Raw genomic sequence first — 18,113 nt, forward strand, 5'->3', positions numbered from 1 at the left:
GGTTCGGGCTGCCGCGTCAGGCGTCTTCACATCCGAAGGGTATGTACTCACGCGCCACACCGCATGTCCACAGCAACTACTGTCATACGTTCGCCATCCGGACGTCACACGCCGCCTGGTGCACACCCGGTGGTGCATCCGGCAGCGCCTCGGACGGCGCTCCGCACCGGCTGCGGGCGGCCGTGCCGGCCCCGGCTCACCCGGTGGCGGCCGGGCCCACCAGCCGCGCCGCGTCCACCGCGCAGCCCCACGAGACGGTGACACCTGCCCCGCCGTGCCCGTAGTTGTGCACGCACAGCGACGTGCCGCCGCGACCGTCGGGCACCCGCTCCGCCTCCAGCCGCACGCTGGGGCGGAACGGCCGCAGACCGACCCGGTGCGCGAGGACCCGCGCCTCCGCGACCTCGGGGCGGACGGCGGCGCAGCGCCGCACGATCGCCTCGGCGGTCGCCGCATCCGGCTCCCGCGACTCGGCGTCCTCCTCGGCGGTGCCGCCCAGGATCAGCCCGTAGGGCTGCGGCAGCAGATACGTCGTCTCGCTCGCCCCTGCGGCAGCGGCCACGTACCACTCCTCGACGCCCGGGTTCTCCACCACGAGGATCTGCCCGCGGACCGCGCGCACCGAGGGGTCGGGGACGAGTTCGCGGGCGCCGAGCCCGGCGCAGTTCACCACGGACGGAGCCTCGGCCGCCGCCTGTTCGAGGGAGTGCGCGGCGCGCTGTTCCCAGCGCCCGCCCGCGGCCTCGAACCGCCCCCGCAGGTAGCCGAGATAGGCCGGCATGTCGACGATCGGTGCCCGGGGCGGGGTCCCGGTGAGCGCCGTCCACTCCGCGGGCGGCGTACTGTCCGGCATGCTGCCGCGCACCAGCCGCACACCGGTCGTCGGCGGCTGCTCGGCGAGCCAGGAGAAGTGCCGGAAGGAGCGGACCGCCCACTGGAGCGCCTGCTTCTCGGGGGCGATCCGGTACGGCCAGATCAGGCCGCCCGCGACCGCGGAGGTCGTCGAGTCCGGCTCCTGGGGGCTCCACAGCCGTACGTCCGTGCCCCTTCCCCGACCGCCCCGACCGCCCCGGCGTTCGGCCAGCACCACCGCCGTGGTGAGTCCGATGACCCCGCCGCCTATGACGACGACGGCACCCTCGGGCGTGCCGCCGCCCCGCGTCACCTCAGTCATGACCCGGACAGTACTCCGCGGCCGGTCCGGTCCCCGTCGCCCCCTCCAGCGCGGTCAGCAGCGCCAGCGGGGTGGCCGCCGCCCAGGCCTGCGGCGAGCAGGCGTGCGGGTAGGGGACCGGGAACGGGTGCTCGGTGCGGGCGTAGCCGGCCAGCACCTCCGGGAGGCGGTAGCCGTGCCGGGCTGCGGCCTCCAGCAGACCGTCCGCCAGGCGCGCGGTCTCCTCGTGCAGGCCGTAGCGGGCCAGGCCCAGCGCGATCAGGGCGTTGTCCTGGGGCCAGATGCTGCCGCGGTGGTAGGACAGCGGGTGGTAGGGGGCCTGCCCGGCGGCGAGGGTGCGGACGCCCCAGCCGGAGAAGAGGTCGGGTTCCAGCAGCCTGCGCCCCACCGCCTCGCCGCGCTCCTGGTCCAGGATGCCGGACCACAGCAGGCGGCCCGCGTCGGAGGCTAGGGCGTCGAGCCGGCGGCCGGTTCCGTCCAGGGCGAGCGGCGGGAAGCCGCGGTCGGGCAGCCAGAAGTCGGCGGCGAAGCGCTCCCGCAGCGCCGCCGCGGCATCTTCCAACGCCTCGGCCCAGTCGGGGTCGTCCCAGGCGGAGCGGGCCAGACCGGCGGTGCGGCGCAGCGCGTCGTACGCGTACCCCTGCGCCTCGGCGACGAGCACCGCACCGCTGGGCAGGGAGCCGTCGGCACCGCAGACGGCGCCGGGGGAGTCCTTCCAGTTCTGGTTGGCCAGCCCCGCCTCGTGCGGCCGGTAGGCGAGGTAACCGAACTCCTCCAGCCCGCTCCCGCACAGCAGCCACCGCGCCGCCGCGCGCGCCTGCGGCTCCAGCCTGCGGGCCAGCGCTCCACCGGCCGCGCCCTGCTGCTGCGCGTAGGCGCCGAGCAGGACGAGGAAGAGCGGGGTGGAGTCGACGGAGCCGTAGTAGCGGCCGTAGGGGACCTGCCCGAAAGCGGCCAGCTCGCCGTGGCGCACCTCGTGCACGATCTTGCCGGGCTCCGCGATCAGGTCCGCCTCCTCCCGGTCGGCCTGGGTGGCGGCCAGCGCGAGCAGCGTCGCCTCGGCGAGCTGGGGCCGGTAGGGCAGGGCGAAGTACGAGGTGAGCAGGGAGTCGCGGCCGAAGAGGGTGAGGAACCAGGGCACGCCGGCGCCCGGCACGCGCAGCGGCTCCCCGTCCGGGCCCGGCACCGTGACCCGCAGCCCGGCCAGGTCGGCCAGCCCCTGCTCGCAGGCGCGGTTCAGCTTCTCCCCGTGCGGGCGGGCGGCGGGGAGGGGCGCGGCGGTCACGAAGGAGCGCCGGTCGGCGGCGAGCCGGGCCCGCACCGTCGCCGGGTCGTCGCCCAGGGCGGTGGCGGGGGAGTCCGGCTCGGGTGTGCCGTGCGGTACGGCCGCGGCCCGCAGCCGCAGTTCTGCCGTGCCGTGCGGGGGCAGCTGAAGGACCCAGCCGAGCGTGCACGCGGTACCGGGTGCCGCGCCGGCGCCGGACACGCCGTCGGTGCCCGCACCCTCCGGTGCTCCGCCGTCCTGCCGCGTCACGGAAGGAGCGGGGTCGGCTGTCACGACCGTCCGCGCGTGCCAGGCGGGACCGCGCCGGTAGTCGAACGCGACACCGTCCGGCCGCGGTGCGCTCCCGCGGGCCCCTCCGGGCTTCTCGAAGCTGCGGTGGTGGGAGCGCAGTTCCATCTGGTCGGCGAAGTCGGCGTCCACGGTCAGGGACAGGCGCAGAGTCGTCGCCGTGCCCTGGTTGCTGACGACCCGCAGCCACTCCGACAGCCCGCCGTCGGCCACGACTTGCTCACGCAGGACCGTACAGGCGGGCGGCGCCTCGCGGGTGCCGCGGGAGGTGAGGACGGCACCGCCCTGCGCACCGCCCTCGTCCCCCTCCGGGGCGGGTACGAGGACGACGGGCTCGGCCCCGTCGAGCCGCAGCTCCCAGCGGCTCAGGTGGCGGGCGTCCCGGCGGAAGAGGCCGCGCGGCATCGTCGCCCCGCCGGGCCCGCCGATGTCTCCCGAGGGGGCCAGTACCGCGAAGGTGCCGTCGTGCACGAGCAGGCGGTGTCCGGTCGCCGTCATCGTCTCAGGCTCCCTTCCCCGGTTCGGACGTCCGGGCGGGCGTGCGGGAAGGCGTCCGTGGGCCGGGAACGTGCGGCCGGGCCGCACCGGAGGCGTTGCGGGAGAGCAGGTCGAGGGCGAGCGCCGCCGTCCAGCTGAAGTCCCGCGCGCCGCGTCCGTGCCCGGTGTACGGGTCGAGGTACTCCGCGAAACGGCTCTCCGCCGCCGCGTGCAGCACCTCGGCGGCCAGTGTGTCGGCCTTTTCCCGGTGGCCGTGGAGGCGCAGACCGTGCTCCAGCAGCCAGTTGACGTTGAACCAGGCGGGCCCGCGCCAGTAGCGGTGCGGGTCGAAGGCGGCGCCCCGCAGGTCGTAGCTGGGCAGCAGGGGCACCGCCGTGCCGACTCCGAAGTGCTCCCCCGAGGCGCTGTCCGCGAGCGTCCCGGCGATCTGCGCGGGCAGGTCCGGCGCGATCAGCGGTAGCAGCCCGGCGGCGCTCCGTTCGGTCACCAGCCGTCCCACGGGTGCCCTGCCCTTACGCGTGGGCTGCGGGCCCGCGCGCAGGTCGCGGCAGAGGAACTGCCCCGCCTGGGGGGACCACAGCCGCTCGACGAGCGCGCGCGTCAGCGCGGCGGCCCGCTCCAGGTGGCCGTCCCCCGGGCGGCCGAGGGCCTCCGCGATGCGGGCCAGGGCGTGTTCGGAGGCGGCCCACAGCGCGTTGAATCCGGGGTCCTCCACGGCGAACGCGTGGTGGGCCTCCGCGTCGTGGTACCCGTGGTCGCGGTAGTCGGCGGCCAGCCGTACGTACCGCCCGTAGTCGAGGTCGGTCGGCCGGTCGGCGGCCGCTCCGTGCGCCAGGTCGGCACGCCGGAAGGACCCGGCCGCCGCGGGCTCGACCCGGGCCAGAGGACCGTCCCAGCACGGGCTGTTGTCCATGCCGGGTTCCCACGGGTGCACCACGGCTGCCAGCCCGCCGCCTCCCAGGTCCCGGTGGGCGGCCAGGTACCGGTGCCAGGCCGCCAGCCGCGGGTGGACCCGGGCGAGGAAGCCGCGTCGGGCGGACGCGGCGGGATCGGCGCGGTGCACCAGCCACGCCGCCAGGGCGTGCACGGGCGGCTGCACGATGCCGGACGTCTCCACGGCGTGGGGCGCTCCGGCTTGGGCGCCCGCACTCGACGAGCGCCAGAAGTCGGGGCTGGGGAAGTAGGCGCCGAGCGGCACGGCGCGGTTGAAGACGATGTGCGGCACCCGGCCGTCGCCCCACTGGGCGCCCAGCAGCGTCTCCAGTTCGCGCTGGGCCCGCACGGGGGACAGGTGGCGCAGCCCGATCGCGATGAAGGCCGAGTCCCAGCTCCACTGGTGCGGGTAGAGGCCGCGGGAGGGCACGGTGGAGCTTCCCGTCCAGTTGCCCAGCAGCACCCGGCAGGCGGCCCGGCGCAGGGTGCGGCGGCCCTGTGCGGTGAGCGGCGGGGCGGCGGGGCGCGCGAACGGTGGGACCGCCGGCCCGGCGGCCACGTCCGGCGGCGTCGTCATCGGTGCGCCCCGCCGGCCGGACCACTTGCCGGACCGTCCGCCGGTGCCGGTCCGCTCATCCGGGCCAGGAACGGCGGGATGGAGCGGACGGCCTCCGCGGGGTCGAGGTCGGGTGAGAGCCGGCACTCCACGGCCAGGAACCCCTCGTAGCCCGCGCTGTCCAGCGCACCCAGCCAGGCCGGCCAGTCCAGGTGGCCCGCGCCGGGCTGGAACCGGTTCGAGTCGCTGACCTGGGCGTGCCCGATCCACGGGGCGGCAGCGAGGAGGGCCGCCGCCGGATCGGCCTCCTCGATGTTCATGTGGTAGCTGTCGACGCCGATGCGCACCGCGTCGCACCCCACGGCCTGGAGCAACTCGACCGCCTGGCCGAGCCTGTTGACCATGTGGTCCTCGTACCGGTTCAGCGGTTCCAGGAAGAGCGTCACGCCCTCGGCGCGGGCGTGCTCGCCCAGTTCGGCCAGCCCGGCGAGCAGCACGTCGCGGTCCTCCGCCTCGCTGCGCGGCGGGGTGAACGGCGGCAGCCTGCGGGAGAACATGCCGTAGGAGGCGGGGGTCTGCGCGCCGAGGCCGCCGAGCTCCGCGATGACACCGAGCTGGGACTTCATCTGGTCGAGGGCGTCGCGCCGCTGGTCGGGGTCGAACGCGCCGAAGAAGTGGAGCATGTCGACGCAGACGGTCGGCATGACGACACCGTCCGCCTTCGCCCGGCGCAGTTCCGGCAGCCGGTCGCGGAAGTGCTGGTCCCCCTTTCCGCGCAGCTCGATGCCGTCGTAACCGGCTTCTTGGGCGAACTCCCACTTGCGCTGGAGGGTTTCCCCGGGCAGGAGCTGCTCCTGGCAGGCGGTGCGGAACATGTGCGGCGTGGCCTTTCGGTGGTGGGGTGGCGCGGTGGGTTGCGAGGGGGCGGCCCGGCCGGGCCGCTCAGAAGGCGAGCACCATCTGCAACGCCTCCTGCGGCCGCCCGTCCAGCAGTTCGTACGCCTCGGCGGCGTCGGCGGCCGGCACCACATGGCTCACGAGCGAGGCCACATCGATCCGGCCCTCGGCGACCAGCCGCAGGAAGGTGCGCTGCAGCCGCTCGACGCTCCACCGGCCGTCGAGCGGCTGGGGGACGCCGCCGATCTGCGAGCAGACGAGCTGGGCGCGGTTGTGGTGGAACTCGTCCCCGAGCCGCAGCCCGACACCGTCGCCCTGGTAGAACCCGGCAGCGACCACACGCCCTCCGACGGCGACGGAGCGCAGCGCCTCGTGCAGCGCGGGGTAGGCGCCGCTGATCTCGATCGCCGCGTCGGCACCGCGCCCTTCGGTCTCCTCGCGCACCCGCTCGGCGACGGCGTCGCTGCGCGCGTTCAGCGTCCGGTGCGCACCGTGGGCGCGGGCGTGTTCCAGACGGACGTCGAGCGCGTCGATGGCAGTGACGCGCGCCCCGTTGAGCTGGGCGAGGCGGGTGGCCAGCAGACCGATGACGCCCTGGCCGAAGACCGTGATGTCCTCGCCCAGATGGATGTCGGCGCCGAGGACCGCGTTGTAGGCGATGGCACCGACGCGGGCGAACGCACCAGCCAGCGGGTCGAGTCCGTCCGGCAGCCGGTGGCCCGTCAACTTCTCGGCGGGGACGACCCCTTCGCTGCGGTGGCCCCAGATGCCCCACACCGTCTCGCCGACGCGGGGGATGCCGGGGGCGCCGTCCAGTTCGGGGGAGACCTCGACGACGTCGCCCACCTCGGAGTAGCCCCAGCCCACGACCGGGTACGCGATGCCCGCCGCGCCGTCGTCGAAGAGCCGGGAGGACGGGTCCCAGGTCCGCGTCAGATAGGGGTTCGTTCCCCTGTAGGCGGTAAGTTCCGTTCCTGCCGATATGCCCGAATAGCGGGTGCGGACCCGCAGGTGACCCGGGGGCAGCGGCTCGCTTTCGTGTGCGGCCACCTCGACCGTACGCGGGCCGGTGAACTGGACAACTCGCTCCACAGGGGACTCCGAAGGCCGTGACGTCAGCAGTTTCGTCGAAGATACATCAGAGTTACGTCTTGTAAACAGACAGAACTGATGCTGAGATGCGGTTCTGGTAAGCGGAAGTCGGAACCGAGGGTGAGGTATGGGGACGTGGAAGCGGCGGTCACGGGTGACCGCGGCCGGGCTCGCCGGGATGCTCGGTGCGGGCCTGCTCGCGGGCTGCTCGGGCAGCGCCAAGGCGGGCCCGGACAGACCGGACGGGAAGATCACCGTGTGGACGCTGGAGAACCTGCCCGCGCGGATGGCGGCGACGAAGAAGGCCGTCGCCCGGTACGAGAAACGCAGCGGAGTCCAGGTCGATCTCGTCGGTGTCGACGAGGCCCAGCTTCCGCAACTGATCATGTCGGCGGCCGCCGCGGGTGACCTGCCCGACGTGATCGGCGCACTGCCGCTGGGCCAGGTCTGGCAGATGTACGGAAACGACCTGCTCAACACCGAGATGCCCGCACGGATCGTCGAGGACCTCGGGCCCGGCACCTTCGACGCCAACGCGCTGAAGCTCACCGCCGACGGGAGCAAGCGGCTGACCGTCCCCTCCGACGCCTGGCTGCAGCTCCTCGTCTACCGCAAGGATCTCTTCCGCAAGGCGAAGCTGCCCGCGCCCACCACCTACGGCACCCTGAAGAACGCGGCGAAGACCCTCGATCAGGGGGAGCGGGACGGCATCTCCCTGGCCACCGACCCCGGTGACGTCTTCACCCAGCAGAGCTTCGAGAACATGGCGCTGGCCGACGACTGCCGGCTCATCGACCGGAAGGACGGTGCCGGAGGTGAGAAGGACGTGGCACTGGACTCGCCCGCCTGCCGCCGCGCCTTCGCCACCTACAAGACGCTCGCCCGCGACCACGGCCCGGCCGGCACCCAGACACTGGACTCCACCCGCGCCACCTACTTCGCGGGCCGCTCCCCGATGCTGATGTGGTCCTCCTTCCTGCTGGACGAGCTGGCCGGGGAGCGTGCCGACGCCCGGCCGAGCTGCCCGCAGTGCAAGAAGGACCCCGGTTTCCTCGCGCAGAACAGCGGGATCACCACCGCCATGAAGGGCCCGGACGCCGCGCGGGCAGGCCAGTTCGGCGAGATCACCTCCTGGACGGTGACCAGGACGGCCGAGACGAAGGCCTCCCGCAGCTTCATCGAGTACATGATGGGCGCCGGATACGAGGACTGGTTCGGCATGGCGCCCGAAGGCAAGATCCCCGTCCGGCAGGGCACCGCCGACGACCCGGAGAAGTACACCCGCGCCTGGAAGCACAGCCGCCTGGGCGTCGAGGCCACCCACCGCAGGCCGCTCGACGAGATCTACTCCGACAAGCTGCTGAACGAACTGGCCGACGGCGTCGCCCACATGCGCCGCTGGGGCATCACCGACGGCGAAGGTGGGCTGGTCGGCGCCACCAACGGGGAGCTGCCGGTCGCCAAGGCCGTCGGCGAGATGACCAGCGGGCAGACACCACCCGGCGAGGCCGCCCGTGCGGCGAACGAGGAAGTCGGCGCACTGCGGAGGTCCCTGCAATGAGCACCACGTCCCCCACCCCGCCCGGCGCCGCCACCGGCCCCCCGGGCAGCGAACCGGCGGGCGGCGGCGCACGCGGCCGCGCCACACCGCCGCCGCGCCGCCGCGCGACCACCGGTGCGGACCGGGAGAGCCGCGCCGGGCTGGCCTTCGTGACGCCCACCTTCCTCGTCGTCCTGGTGGTCGTCGTCCTGCCCATCCTCTGGACGGTCCTGCTGGCCTTCCAGCACGCCCGGCTGGTCGACATCCAGGGCATGAGCCTGTTCGGCAACTGGACGCTGCACAACTTCGCCGGAGTCTTCACCTCGCCCGGCTTCTGGACCAGCCTGTGGACGACGCTGCTGTACACGGTCGGCGCCACCGTCGGGTCCGTGGTGCTCGGCCTGGTCGCGGCGCTCGCCCTGCGCACCCCCTTCCGCGGCCGCGGCCTGCTGCGCGGCTCGATGCTGCTGCCCTACGTGGCGCCCGTGGTGGCCGTCGCGTTCGTGTGGGAGATCGCGCTGAGCCCGCAGTTCGGCATCGTCAACGAGTGGGGTGGCAAGCTGCTGGGCTGGGACGACCCGATCGCCTTCCTGTCCACCCGCTCGTGGGAGGTCTCCTTCCTCGGGCTGCACTTCGACGTCCCGCTCGCGCTGCTGACCGTCATCGCGTTCGAGACCTGGCGGTACTTCCCGTTCGCCTTCCTCTTCCTGCTCGCCCGACTCCAGGCCGTGCCCGACGGGCTGGAGGAGGCCGCCAAGGTGGACGGGGCCACCCCCACCCAGCGCTTCCGCCACGTGCTGCTGCCGCAGTTGATGCCGGTCATCGCGCTGCTGTGCGTCCTGCGGTTCATCATGACGTTCAACAAGTTCGACGACGTCTACCTGCTCACCGGCGGCGGCTCCGGCACCGACGTGGTGGCCGTGCGCGTCTACGACTTCCTCACCGCACGCTTCGACGTGGGCGCCGCCGCGGCACAGGCCCTGGTGCTCGCCGCCGTCCTCATGGTGCTGCTGGGCATCTACTTCACCTTCTTCGCCAAGAAGACGCAGGAGGAGGCGTGATGAGCCCGACCCACACCTCCGTGCGCACCCGCCCGGCAGCGCCGTGCCGGATCAGCCGCGCACAGTTCGAGGAGCGCCTCTTCGGGGTGCTCCGCCGGGTGGTGATCGCCTTCCTCGCCGTGATCACCCTGGCGCCCTTCTCCTACATGCTGCTGCTGTCGGTGAAGCCCATCGACGCGCTGCTGCTCGATCCGGGCCAACTGTGGGTGAACGCCCAGGACTTCACCCTGTCCACCTACCGGGAGGTGCTGAAGCCCACCTCCGAGGGCGGGCAGGGGTTCCTGCACATGCTGGCCAACTCCGCGCTCGTCTCGCTCGGCGCGGTCGCCCTCACCCTGCTCGCCGCGATCCCCGGCGCGTACGCCGTCAGCCGGCTGAAGTTCTTCGGCGGCCGGCAGGTCGGCGCCCTCTTCCTCGCCGTCTACCTGTTCCCGGCGACGCTGCTGGCCGTGCCGCTGTTCGTGATGTTCGCCAAGATCGGACTCCAGGGCAGCCTGGTCGGACTCGCCGTCGTCTACATCGCGCAGACCGTACCGGTGTCGATCTACATGATGAAGAACTACTTCGTCACCATCCCGTACTCCATCGAGGAGGCGGCCGCGCTGGACGGCTGCAGCCGGCTGCAAACGGTCCGCAAGGTGATCCTCCCGCTGGCCGCACCGTCGCTGATGGCCACCGGGCTGTACGTGTTCATGATCGCCTGGAACGAGTTCCTCTTCGCGCTGCTCTTCCTCGCCGCCCAACCCGGCAAGTGGACGGTCTCCCTCGGTCTCCAGCAGCTCGCGGGCGGTATCGAGGTCTCCAAGACCGTGCTGATGGCAGGATCGGTGGTGCTGACCATCCCCGTCGTCCTGCTCTTCTTCGCCGCGGAACGGCTCCTCACCGAGGGGCTGACCAGCGGCGCCGACAAGAGCTGAGGCGAGCCGCGAGCACGAACCGAAGACCGTGAGCTGAGGAGAGCATGACCGGTACCACCGGCAACCAGTCGAGCGCGGGCCACCTGCTGCGGCTCATCCGGGACGGCAGGGCCACCACCCGCGGTGCCCTGCAACAGGCCACCGGGCTGTCCCGCTCCACCGTCGGCCACCGTCTCGACCAGCTCTTCGCGGCCGGCTGGCTCCGCGAGGGCGAGGCCGCGCCCGCGCCGGGCTCCACGGGGGGACGGCCCTCGGCACGACTGGAGTTCGACGCCGGGCACGCGGTCGTGCTCGCCGCCGACCTGGGCACCCGGCACGCCCATGCGGCCGTCCTCGATCTGGCCGGCAACGTGCTGGCCGAGCACTCCGGCGAGCTGGACATAGGGGAAGGGCCCGAGACGGTGCTCGACCGGCTGGCGCGGTGGTTCGCCGACCTGCTGGTCACGCACGGCCTCGACTCCGCACCGGTGTGCGGCATCGGCCTGTCCGTGCCGGGGCCCGTCGATCACGCCTCCGGGCTGGTCGTCCAGCCGCCGATCATGCCCGGCTGGGACTGCTACCCGATCCGGGAGCGGATGCGGGAGGCGTACGCCGCCCACGTACGCGCCGACGACCCGGTTCCCGTCCTCGTCGACAACGACGCCAACCTGATGGCGTACGCCGAACAGCGCGCCGGGCACCCCGACTGCGCCGCCTTCGTGCTGATCAAGGTCGCCACCGGGATCGGGGCCGGTGTCGTCGTGGACGGCCAGCCCTATCGGGGCATCGACGGCGGTGCGGGCGACATCGGGCACATCCGGCTGCACGACGGCTCGGACGCCCTGTGCATGTGCGGCAACCACGGCTGTCTCGCCGCCGTCGCCAGCGGCGGCGCCCTGGCCCGGCAGCTGACGGAGGCGGGCGTCCCCACCACCTCCGGATCCGGTGTCCGCGACCACCTCGCCGCCGGCCGGCCCGAGGCCGTCCGGCTCGCCCGCGAGGCGGGTCGCCGGGTGGGAGAGGTGCTCGTCACCGTCGTCACCCTGCTCAACCCCGGCGTTTTGATGATCGCCGGAGACCTCGCGGGCACCCCCTTCGTGACCGGCGTACGGGAGCTGCTCTACCAGCGGGCCATGCCCCGCACCACCGCACACCTGCACGTCGTCACCTCGCGGCTCGGCGACCGGGCCGGCCTCATCGGCGCCGCCGCCATGGTCGTCGAGGACCGGTACGCCCCCGACCGCGCCGACGCCCGGCTGGCCGCCCTCACCGGCTGACCCGCCGCACCCCCGCGCAGGAGAACCGCACCGTACGCAGGAGAACCGCACCGTGACCGCACCCTGGCCCCACCCACCGCTCCGCGTCGGCCTCGTCGGCGCCGGGCCCTGGGCCCGCACCATGCACGCCCGGATGCTGGCAGCCGGGCCCGAGACCGAGCTGGCGGCCGTCTGGGCCCGCCGGCCCGAGGCGGCCACCGCCCTCGCCGCCGAGTACGGGACGAAGGCCGCTGCCTCCTTCGCTCAACTCCTCGACGAGTGCGAGGCGGTGGCCTTCGCGGTGCCGCCCGCCGTCCAGGCCGAACTGGCCCCGCCAGCCGCCCGCGCCGGCCGGGCGCTGCTGCTGGAGAAGCCGCTCGGCCCGGACCTGGCCGCCGCCCGCGCGGTCGCCGACGCGGTGGCGGACGGCGGCGTCGTCTCCCAACTGGTGCTCACCAAGCGCTACCACCCCCTCACCCGTCACTTCCTGGCCCGTGCCCGGGAGCGCACCGTCACCGGCGCTCGCTCCTGCTATCTGCACGGCGCCTTCCTCGGCGGCGACCAGGCCAGCGCCTGGCGGCTGGCCCATGGCGCGCTGCTCGACCTCGGCCCCCACCTGCTGGACCTGCTCGACCTGGCCGTCGGCCCGATCAGGTCGGTCCGCTCCACCGGCGACCCGCGCCGCTGGACCGAGCTGACCTGCGAACACGAGACCGGCGCTGTCAGCCAGGCCTCGCTGTCCGGCGCCGTCGCCCTGCCCCGGGCCCGTACCCGCATCGAGCTGTACGGGCCCGGGGACGAGGGCGAACTGGTCTACGACACCGCCGCACTCGACCACGAGGAGTGCTGGCCGGTGCTCCGCCACGAGTTCGCGACCGCGGTGCGCGCCGGCCGCGCCGGCGACATCGACGCCCGGCGCGGGCTGCGCCTCCAGGAGCTGCTCGCCCAGGCACTGCGCTGAGCGCCTCACAGCTCCACCGGGTCCACCTCCCGCAGCTCCCCGTCCACCAGGCCCAGCCACCGGGTGATGCCCACCTCGTGCAGGAAGGGGACGTCGTGGCCGGCCACCACCAGGGCGCCCTCGTACGCCGCCAGGGCCTGCCGCAACTGGCCGACGCTCGCCAGGTCCAGATTGTTGGTGGGCTCGTCCAGCATCAGCAACTGGGGACCCGGCTCGGCGAGCATCACGGCGGCCAGCGTGCCGCGGAAGCGCTCGCCGCCCGAGAGGGTGCCCACCTGCCGGTCGGCCCGCGCGCCCCGGAAGAGGAACCGCGCCAACTGGGCCCTGATCCGCTGGTTGGTGGCCTGCGGCGCCAGCTTCGCCACGTTCTCCACCAGGGACAGCGCGTCGTCGAGGACGTCGAGCCGCTGGGGCAGGTACCGCAGCGGCACGTGGGTGTGCAGCTCGCCCGACACCGGCGCCAGTTGCCCGGCGAGGGTGCGCAGCAACGTCGTCTTGCCCGCGCCGTTCGGCCCGACCAGTGCGATCCGGTCGGGGCCGTTGACCCGCAGCGTCGCCCGCGCGCCGTTCCGCAGCTCCACCTCCTCAAGGCTGAGGACCTGCCGCCCGCGCGGCACCGCGGTGAACGGCAGCTCGACGCTGATCTCCGCGTCGTCCCGGACGCGCCCCTCGGCCTCCTCCAGCCGCCCCCTGGCCTCCTCCAGTCGCTGCTCGTGCAGGATCCGGTGCTTGCCGGCGGACTCCTGTGCCGCCCGCTTGCGCAGCTTCATCACGGCCCTCGGCTCCCGCTTGTTCGCGTACGCCTTGTCGGCGAAGCGCTTTCGCCTGGCCAGCTTCGTATGGGCCTCGGCGAGCTCCCGCTTCTGGCGCTTCAGGTCGGTCTCGGCCACCCGCACCATGCGCTCGGCGGCGTCCTGTTCGGTGGCGACGGCTTCCTCGTACGCCGCGAGGTTGCCGCCGTACCAGGTCACCCCGCCGTCGCGCAGCTCGGCGATCCGGTCGACGAGAGCGAGGAGTTCGCGGTCGTGGCTGACCAGTACCAGCACGCCGGGGAACGCTGCGACCGCGTCGTAAAGCCGCCGCCGCGCCGTCCGGTCGAGGTTGTTGGTGGGCTCGTCCAGCAGGAGCACGTCCGGCCGTGTCAGCAGCAGCGCGGCCAGCCGCAGCAGCACCGACTCGCCGCCCGACACCTCGCCGATGGTGCGGTCCAGTCCGACGTGCTCCAGCCCGAGCTGGTCGAGCGTCGCCCGCGCCCGCTCCTCCACGTCCCAGTCGTCGCCGACGGCGGTGAAGTGCTCCTCGGCGGCGTCACCCGCCTCGATGGCGTGCAGCGCCGCACGGATGCGGTCGATGCCCAGCGCCTGGTCGACGCGGAGCGAGGTGTCCAGCGTCAGGTCCTGCGGCAGGTAGGCGACCTCCCCGGCGACCGTGACGGTGCCCGCCCCGGGGCGAAGCTGCCCGGCGAGCAGCTTCAGCAGGGTCGACTTGCCCGAGCCGTTCAGCCCGATCAGCCCGGTGCGTCCGGGGCCGACGGACAGGTCGAAATCGGTGAGGAGAGGCGTGCCGTCCGGCCAGGAGAAACTCAGGCGGGTACAGGTCACAACAGGGGGGTGGGTATGCATGGGGTCTCCTGGTCGCAGCGCGGTGGCGGGGGGGGGCAACACGGGAGACACCGGGCCCCGGGCAACAGCAGCGGGGCGGAAACCTGCGAGGAGAGCGGCTCCGACGGACGGTCGGCTCACTTCCGAGGTCGCACACGTGGCACACGGACGAGGGGCGCACGGTGTCTCAGACCTCAGATGAGCAAGACCTCTCCAAACGCCGACAACAGAGCCGTTCAGGACGGTACGCGCTGTTCGAGGCGGTATGCAAGCCGTTTCCGGCACCCGGGCGCGGGGGAGGGCAGCCGCCCCGGGCGGCCCGCCGGACGCGCACGTGACGAGCGGACGCAGGATCCCGCCAGGAGCGCCCGCCGTACGGCGAACCGTGCGGGCCCCCTCGTCGTCCTCTTGCGTGCAGTCGATGAAACGGACGGGAGAACAGGTGTATGTGATGCGAGGTTCCACGAGACGGTTCGCCGCCATGGCGTGCGCCGGAGGTCTCGCCCTCATGGCGACCGGATGCGCCGGCGACGCGGAGGGAGGCGAGGGCTCCGGCTCCGGTACCGACGGCAGGGGCAAGCGAGCCGCCCCGTCCGGCGTGGTCAGCAAGGCGCAGGCCGACAAGCTCATCGACCACTACGAGAAGGTCAACAACGAGGCGAACAAGAAGGCGGACCCCGGGCTGCTGTCCACGGTCGAGGGCGGGGCCCTGCTGGAGCAGAGCAAGGCCGACTACAAGCAGGACAAGAACCTCTCGAAGAAGGAGCTCAAGGAGGGCCGCGAGCCCTTCTTCTACGTCGACCGGAAGGTCTACATACCCCGGGACCGCTCGGCCGACTGGTTCCTGACCGTGGCCCGTTCCAAGAGCGCCGGCGACAAGAAGAGCAAGGTCCCCGCCCTCCTGGTGATGGAGAAGCAGGGCGGCAAGTGGAAGATGGTCGCCAGCGGCTACAGCGAGGACAACCGGATCCCGCGCCTCGCCGAGGACAAGGACGGCTTCGTGGTGCCCGCCGGAAAGAGCCGCAAGGTGGGGGAGATGGCCCCCGACGGTCTCCCCGCCGCCTTCCTGGAGCTCTACACCTCGAAGGGCTCCACAGCGGCCACGGGGTTCCGCGAGTCGAAGACCACCAGGTGGATCCGGAAGATCCCCAAGACCCAGAACAAGCTCCTCGACCCCTACGGCGAAGCCGAGTTCAGCCCCGGGGAGACGGAGCACGAGAAGAGCTACGCGCTCAAGACGGCGGACGGCGGCGTCCTCGCCGTCTTCAACACCGCCGTGCGGGAGCACGACCGGGGCACGCAGGCCACCGCGACGGTCACCCCCTCCGACGCGATGAAGGCGTTCGTGGGGGGATCCCCGCAGCCGTCCTTCTTCGTGGACTGGCTGCACCAGTCCTCCGCCTACCTCCCCAAGAAGGGCAAGGTCAGGCTGCTCGGCTCCGAGATGCAGATGACGGACGTGGCGGCGGGATCCACCATGGACGGCGGGATGCCGGGGACCGACGTCTGAGACGGAACGCACCCGTGCCGGTGCCCGCGCCCCGCAGGGGCGTGGACACCGGCACGGTACGAGGCGGCACGGTGCGTGGAGCCGAGTGGGCGCCGGTCGGTCAGGCCAGGCCCGCCCGGCGCAGGGCCTCCGCCATCTCGCTGTTGGCCGGGGCGGGGGCCGAGGAACCCCGCCGCTTGGCGCCCGGAGCGCCGCCCTTGCCGCCCTTGCCGGACGGGCCAGCGCCGCCCGGCCTGCCGCCGCTCTCGCGGGGCGAGCCCTGCCGCTGCCGGGGGGCGCCGCCGCGCTGCCGCTCCCGGCCGCCGCCGCGGCCCTCGCGGGCCTGCCCGCCCGGCTCGTCGTCCAGCCGCAGCGTCAGCGAGATCCGCTTGCGGGCCTCGTCCACGTCCAGCACCCGCACCTTGACGATGTCGCCGGGCTTGACCACGTCGCGCGGATCCTTGACGAACGTCTTGGACATCGCGGAGACGTGCACCAGCCCGTCCTGGTGGACTCCGACGTCGACGAAGGCGCCGAACGCGGCGACGTTCGTCACCACGCCCTCCAGCACCATGCCCGCCGCCAGATCGCTCAGCTTCTCGACGCCCTCCTTGAAGCTGGCCGTGCGGAAGGCGGGCCGCGGGTCGCGGCCCGGCTTCTCCAGCTCGCGGAGGATGTCGGTGACCGTCGGCAGGCCGAAGGTGTCGTCCACGAACTCCTGCGGGTCGAAGGCGCGGAGCGTCTTCGTGTTGCCGATCAACGACGGCACGTCGGTGTTCGCCTTCGCCACCATGCCGCGCACCACCGGGTAGGCCTCCGGGTGCACCGCCGAGGCGTCCAGCGGGTCGTCGCCGTCGGGGATGCGCAGAAAGCCGGCGCACTGCTCGAACGCCTTGGGACCGAGCCGGGTGACGTCCTTGAGCGCCGTGCGGCTCTTGAAGGGCCCGTTCGCGTCCCGGTGGGCGACGATGTTCTCCGCGAGGACCGAGCCGATGCCCGAGACGCGGGAGAGCAGCGGGGGAGAGGCGGTGTTGACGTCCACCCCGACGCCGTTCACACAGTCCTCCACCACCGCGTCCAGGGAGCGTGAGAGCTTCACCTCGGACAGGTCGTGCTGATACTGACCCACCCCGATCGACTTGGGGTCGATCTTGACGAGCTCCGCCAACGGGTCCTGCAGGCGGCGGGCGATGGAGACGGCGCCGCGCAGCGAGACGTCGAGCTCGGGCAGTTCCTGGGAGGCGTAGGCCGAGGCGGAGTACACCGAGGCGCCCGCCTCCGAGACCATCACCTTCGTCAGCCTCAGTTCGGGCTTGGCAGCCAGCAGTTCACCCGCGAGCTTGTCGGTCTCCCTGGAGGCGGTGCCGTTGCCGATGGCGACCAGCTCGACCTTGTGCGCCTCGGCGAGCGCCGCCAGCTTGGCCAGGGACTCGTCCCACTGCTTCTGCGGCGCGTGCGGGTAGACCGTGTCGGTGGCGGCGACCTTGCCCGTCGCGTCGATGACGGCGACCTTCACGCCCGTGCGCAGGCCCGGGTCCAGGCCGAGGGTGGCGCGGCTGCCGGCGGGCGCGGCGAGCAGCAGGTCCCGCAGGTTGGCCGCGAACACCCGCACCGCCTCGTCCTCGGCCGCCGTCCGCAGCCGGGTCCGCAGGTCGATACCCAGGTGCACCAGCACGCGCGTACGCCAGGCCCAGCGCACCGTCTCGGCCAGCCAGGCGTCGGCGGGGCGGCCCTGGTCGCGCACTCCGAAGCGCTGTGCGATGGAGCGCTCGTAGGAGCTGGGGCCCTCGCTCTCCTCGCCCGCGGGTTCGGGGGCGAGGGTGAGGTCGAGCACCTCTTCCTTCTCGCCGCGCAGCATGGCCAGGATCCGGTGCGAGGGCAGCTCGGTGAAGCCCTCGGCGAAGTCGAAGTAGTCGGCGAACTTGGCGCCCTGCGCCTCCTTGCCCTCCCGCACCGTGGCGACCAGCCGGCCGCGCTCCCACATCCGCTCGCGCAGTTCACCGATCAGGTCGGCGTCCTCGCTGAAGCGCTCGGCCAGGATGGCGCGGGCGCCCTCCAGCGCGGCCGCGGAGTCCGCGACGCCCTTGTCGGCGTCGACGAACGCGGCGGCGGCCGCGGCGGGTTCCACCGTGGGGTCCGTGAGCAGCCCGTCGGCCAGCGGCTCCAGACCGGCCTCGCGGGCGATCTGCGCCTTGGTGCGCCGCTTGGGCTTGTACGGCAGGTAGATGTCCTCCAGCCGCGCCTTGGAGTCGGCGGCCCGGATACGGGCCTCCAGCTCCTCGGTGAGCTTGTCCTGCGCGCGTACGGATTCCAGGACCGCCTCGCGCCGCTCCTCCAGCTCCCGCAGATAGCGCAGCCGCTCCTCCAGGGAGCGCAACTGCGCGTCGTCCAGCATCTCGGTCGCTTCCTTGCGGTAGCGCGCGATGAAGGGCACGGTCGACCCGCCGTCGAGCAGCTCGACAGCGGCACGGACCTGCCGCTCGCGTACGCCGAGCTCCTCGGCGATCCTGCCTTCGATGGTCGTCGTCACGATGGTTGGTTCCGCCTTCTCGGTGCTGTGGTCCCCGGTAGGCAAGCATTGTGGCA

Annotated in this window: 13 protein-coding genes; 6 read left to right on the top strand and 7 right to left on the bottom strand. The window is 73.1% G+C overall.

The window, feature by feature from the left end; translation table 11 throughout:
• Window positions 1–196: 196 nt before the first annotated feature.
• The 5 genes from H297_RS0131640 to H297_RS0131660 form a co-directional block, all read right to left on the bottom strand.
• Window positions 197–1,174 carry an FAD-dependent oxidoreductase gene (locus H297_RS0131640; protein ID WP_037795814.1) on the bottom strand — a complete coding sequence of 326 codons (978 nt, stop codon included), beginning with the start codon at window positions 1,172–1,174 and terminating at the stop codon, window positions 197–199.
• Window positions 1,167–3,245 (bottom strand): glycogen debranching N-terminal domain-containing protein, encoded by a 2,079-nt coding sequence (locus H297_RS0131645; RefSeq protein ID WP_027740313.1) that lies wholly within the window; start codon window positions 3,243–3,245, stop codon window positions 1,167–1,169. Before H297_RS0131645 ends, H297_RS0131640 begins: the two co-directional genes overlap by 8 nt.
• Before the next feature lie 4 nt (window positions 3,246–3,249).
• Window positions 3,250–4,755: an MGH1-like glycoside hydrolase domain-containing protein gene (locus H297_RS39600; RefSeq protein ID WP_078514917.1), complete on the bottom strand. Its 1,506-nt coding sequence runs from the start codon at window positions 4,753–4,755 to the stop codon at window positions 3,250–3,252.
• On the bottom strand, window positions 4,752–5,609 hold the full coding sequence (locus tag H297_RS39605) for a sugar phosphate isomerase/epimerase family protein (RefSeq protein ID WP_051352343.1): 858 nt from the start codon (window positions 5,607–5,609) through the stop codon (window positions 4,752–4,754). Before H297_RS39605 ends, H297_RS39600 begins: the two co-directional genes overlap by 4 nt.
• 67 nt (window positions 5,610–5,676) lie before the next feature.
• Window positions 5,677–6,723 (bottom strand): zinc-dependent alcohol dehydrogenase, encoded by a 1,047-nt coding sequence (locus H297_RS0131660; RefSeq protein ID WP_027740314.1) that lies wholly within the window; start codon window positions 6,721–6,723, stop codon window positions 5,677–5,679.
• A gap of 127 nt (window positions 6,724–6,850) precedes the next feature.
• On the opposite strand from H297_RS0131660, the gene H297_RS0131665 reads away from it, so the two are divergent.
• Genes H297_RS0131665 through H297_RS0131685 form a run of 5 tightly spaced genes read left to right on the top strand, consistent with a single transcriptional unit; the run spans window position 6,851 to window position 12,437 of the window.
• Window positions 6,851–8,284: an extracellular solute-binding protein gene (locus H297_RS0131665; protein WP_027740315.1), complete on the top strand. Its 1,434-nt coding sequence runs from the start codon at window positions 6,851–6,853 to the stop codon at window positions 8,282–8,284.
• The gene (locus H297_RS0131670; RefSeq protein WP_027740316.1) at window positions 8,281–9,324 is read left to right on the top strand and encodes a carbohydrate ABC transporter permease; all 1,044 of its coding nucleotides are present in this window, start codon (window positions 8,281–8,283) and stop codon (window positions 9,322–9,324) included. Before H297_RS0131665 ends, H297_RS0131670 begins: the two co-directional genes overlap by 4 nt.
• A complete protein-coding gene (locus H297_RS0131675; RefSeq protein WP_051352344.1) occupies window positions 9,324–10,241 on the top strand; it encodes a carbohydrate ABC transporter permease in 918 nt (305 codons plus the stop codon). Before H297_RS0131670 ends, H297_RS0131675 begins: the two co-directional genes overlap by 1 nt.
• 44 nt (window positions 10,242–10,285) lie before the next feature.
• Entirely contained in the window at window positions 10,286–11,497 is a 1,212-nt protein-coding gene (locus H297_RS0131680) for an ROK family protein (protein WP_027740318.1), read from the top strand.
• Between the two features lie 52 nt (window positions 11,498–11,549).
• Window positions 11,550–12,437 carry a Gfo/Idh/MocA family oxidoreductase gene (locus tag H297_RS0131685; protein ID WP_027740319.1) on the top strand — a complete coding sequence of 296 codons (888 nt, stop codon included), beginning with the start codon at window positions 11,550–11,552 and terminating at the stop codon, window positions 12,435–12,437.
• A gap of 5 nt (window positions 12,438–12,442) precedes the next feature.
• On the opposite strand, the gene H297_RS0131690 is transcribed toward H297_RS0131685, so the two are convergent.
• On the bottom strand, window positions 12,443–14,059 hold the full coding sequence (locus H297_RS0131690) for an ABC-F family ATP-binding cassette domain-containing protein (protein WP_027740320.1): 1,617 nt from the start codon (window positions 14,057–14,059) through the stop codon (window positions 12,443–12,445).
• Between the two features lie 430 nt (window positions 14,060–14,489).
• On the opposite strand from H297_RS0131690, the gene H297_RS0131695 reads away from it, so the two are divergent.
• Window positions 14,490–15,548, top strand: coding sequence for a DUF8094 domain-containing protein (locus H297_RS0131695; protein WP_158693783.1), 1,059 nt, complete (start codon window positions 14,490–14,492; stop codon window positions 15,546–15,548).
• Between the two features lie 100 nt (window positions 15,549–15,648).
• On the opposite strand, the gene H297_RS0131700 is transcribed toward H297_RS0131695, so the two are convergent.
• The gene (locus tag H297_RS0131700) at window positions 15,649–18,057 is read right to left on the bottom strand and encodes a Tex family protein (protein ID WP_027740322.1); all 2,409 of its coding nucleotides are present in this window, start codon (window positions 18,055–18,057) and stop codon (window positions 15,649–15,651) included.
• Window positions 18,058–18,113 lie beyond the last annotated feature (56 nt).

This window comes from Streptomyces sp. CNT360 (assembly GCF_000424785.1).

What these genes read in the sequence shown, in the direction of transcription:
- H297_RS0131640 (WP_037795814.1), bottom strand. Translation starts at nt 1,174, where the DNA reads ATGACTGAGGTGACGCGGGGCGGCGGCACGCCCGAGGGTGCCGTCGTC.
- H297_RS0131645 (WP_027740313.1), bottom strand. Translation starts at nt 3,245, where the DNA reads ATGACGGCGACCGGACACCGCCTGCTCGTGCACGACGGCACCTTCGCG.
- H297_RS39600 (WP_078514917.1), bottom strand. Translation starts at nt 4,755, where the DNA reads ATGACGACGCCGCCGGACGTGGCCGCCGGGCCGGCGGTCCCACCGTTC.
- H297_RS39605 (WP_051352343.1), bottom strand. Translation starts at nt 5,609, where the DNA reads ATGTTCCGCACCGCCTGCCAGGAGCAGCTCCTGCCCGGGGAAACCCTC.
- H297_RS0131665 (WP_027740315.1), top strand. Translation starts at nt 6,851, where the DNA reads ATGGGGACGTGGAAGCGGCGGTCACGGGTGACCGCGGCCGGGCTCGCC.
- H297_RS0131670 (WP_027740316.1), top strand. Translation starts at nt 8,281, where the DNA reads ATGAGCACCACGTCCCCCACCCCGCCCGGCGCCGCCACCGGCCCCCCG.
- H297_RS0131675 (WP_051352344.1), top strand. Translation starts at nt 9,324, where the DNA reads ATGAGCCCGACCCACACCTCCGTGCGCACCCGCCCGGCAGCGCCGTGC.
- H297_RS0131680 (WP_027740318.1), top strand. Translation starts at nt 10,286, where the DNA reads ATGACCGGTACCACCGGCAACCAGTCGAGCGCGGGCCACCTGCTGCGG.
- H297_RS0131690 (WP_027740320.1), bottom strand. Translation starts at nt 14,059, where the DNA reads ATGCATACCCACCCCCCTGTTGTGACCTGTACCCGCCTGAGTTTCTCC.
- H297_RS0131695 (WP_158693783.1), top strand. Translation starts at nt 14,490, where the DNA reads ATGCGAGGTTCCACGAGACGGTTCGCCGCCATGGCGTGCGCCGGAGGT.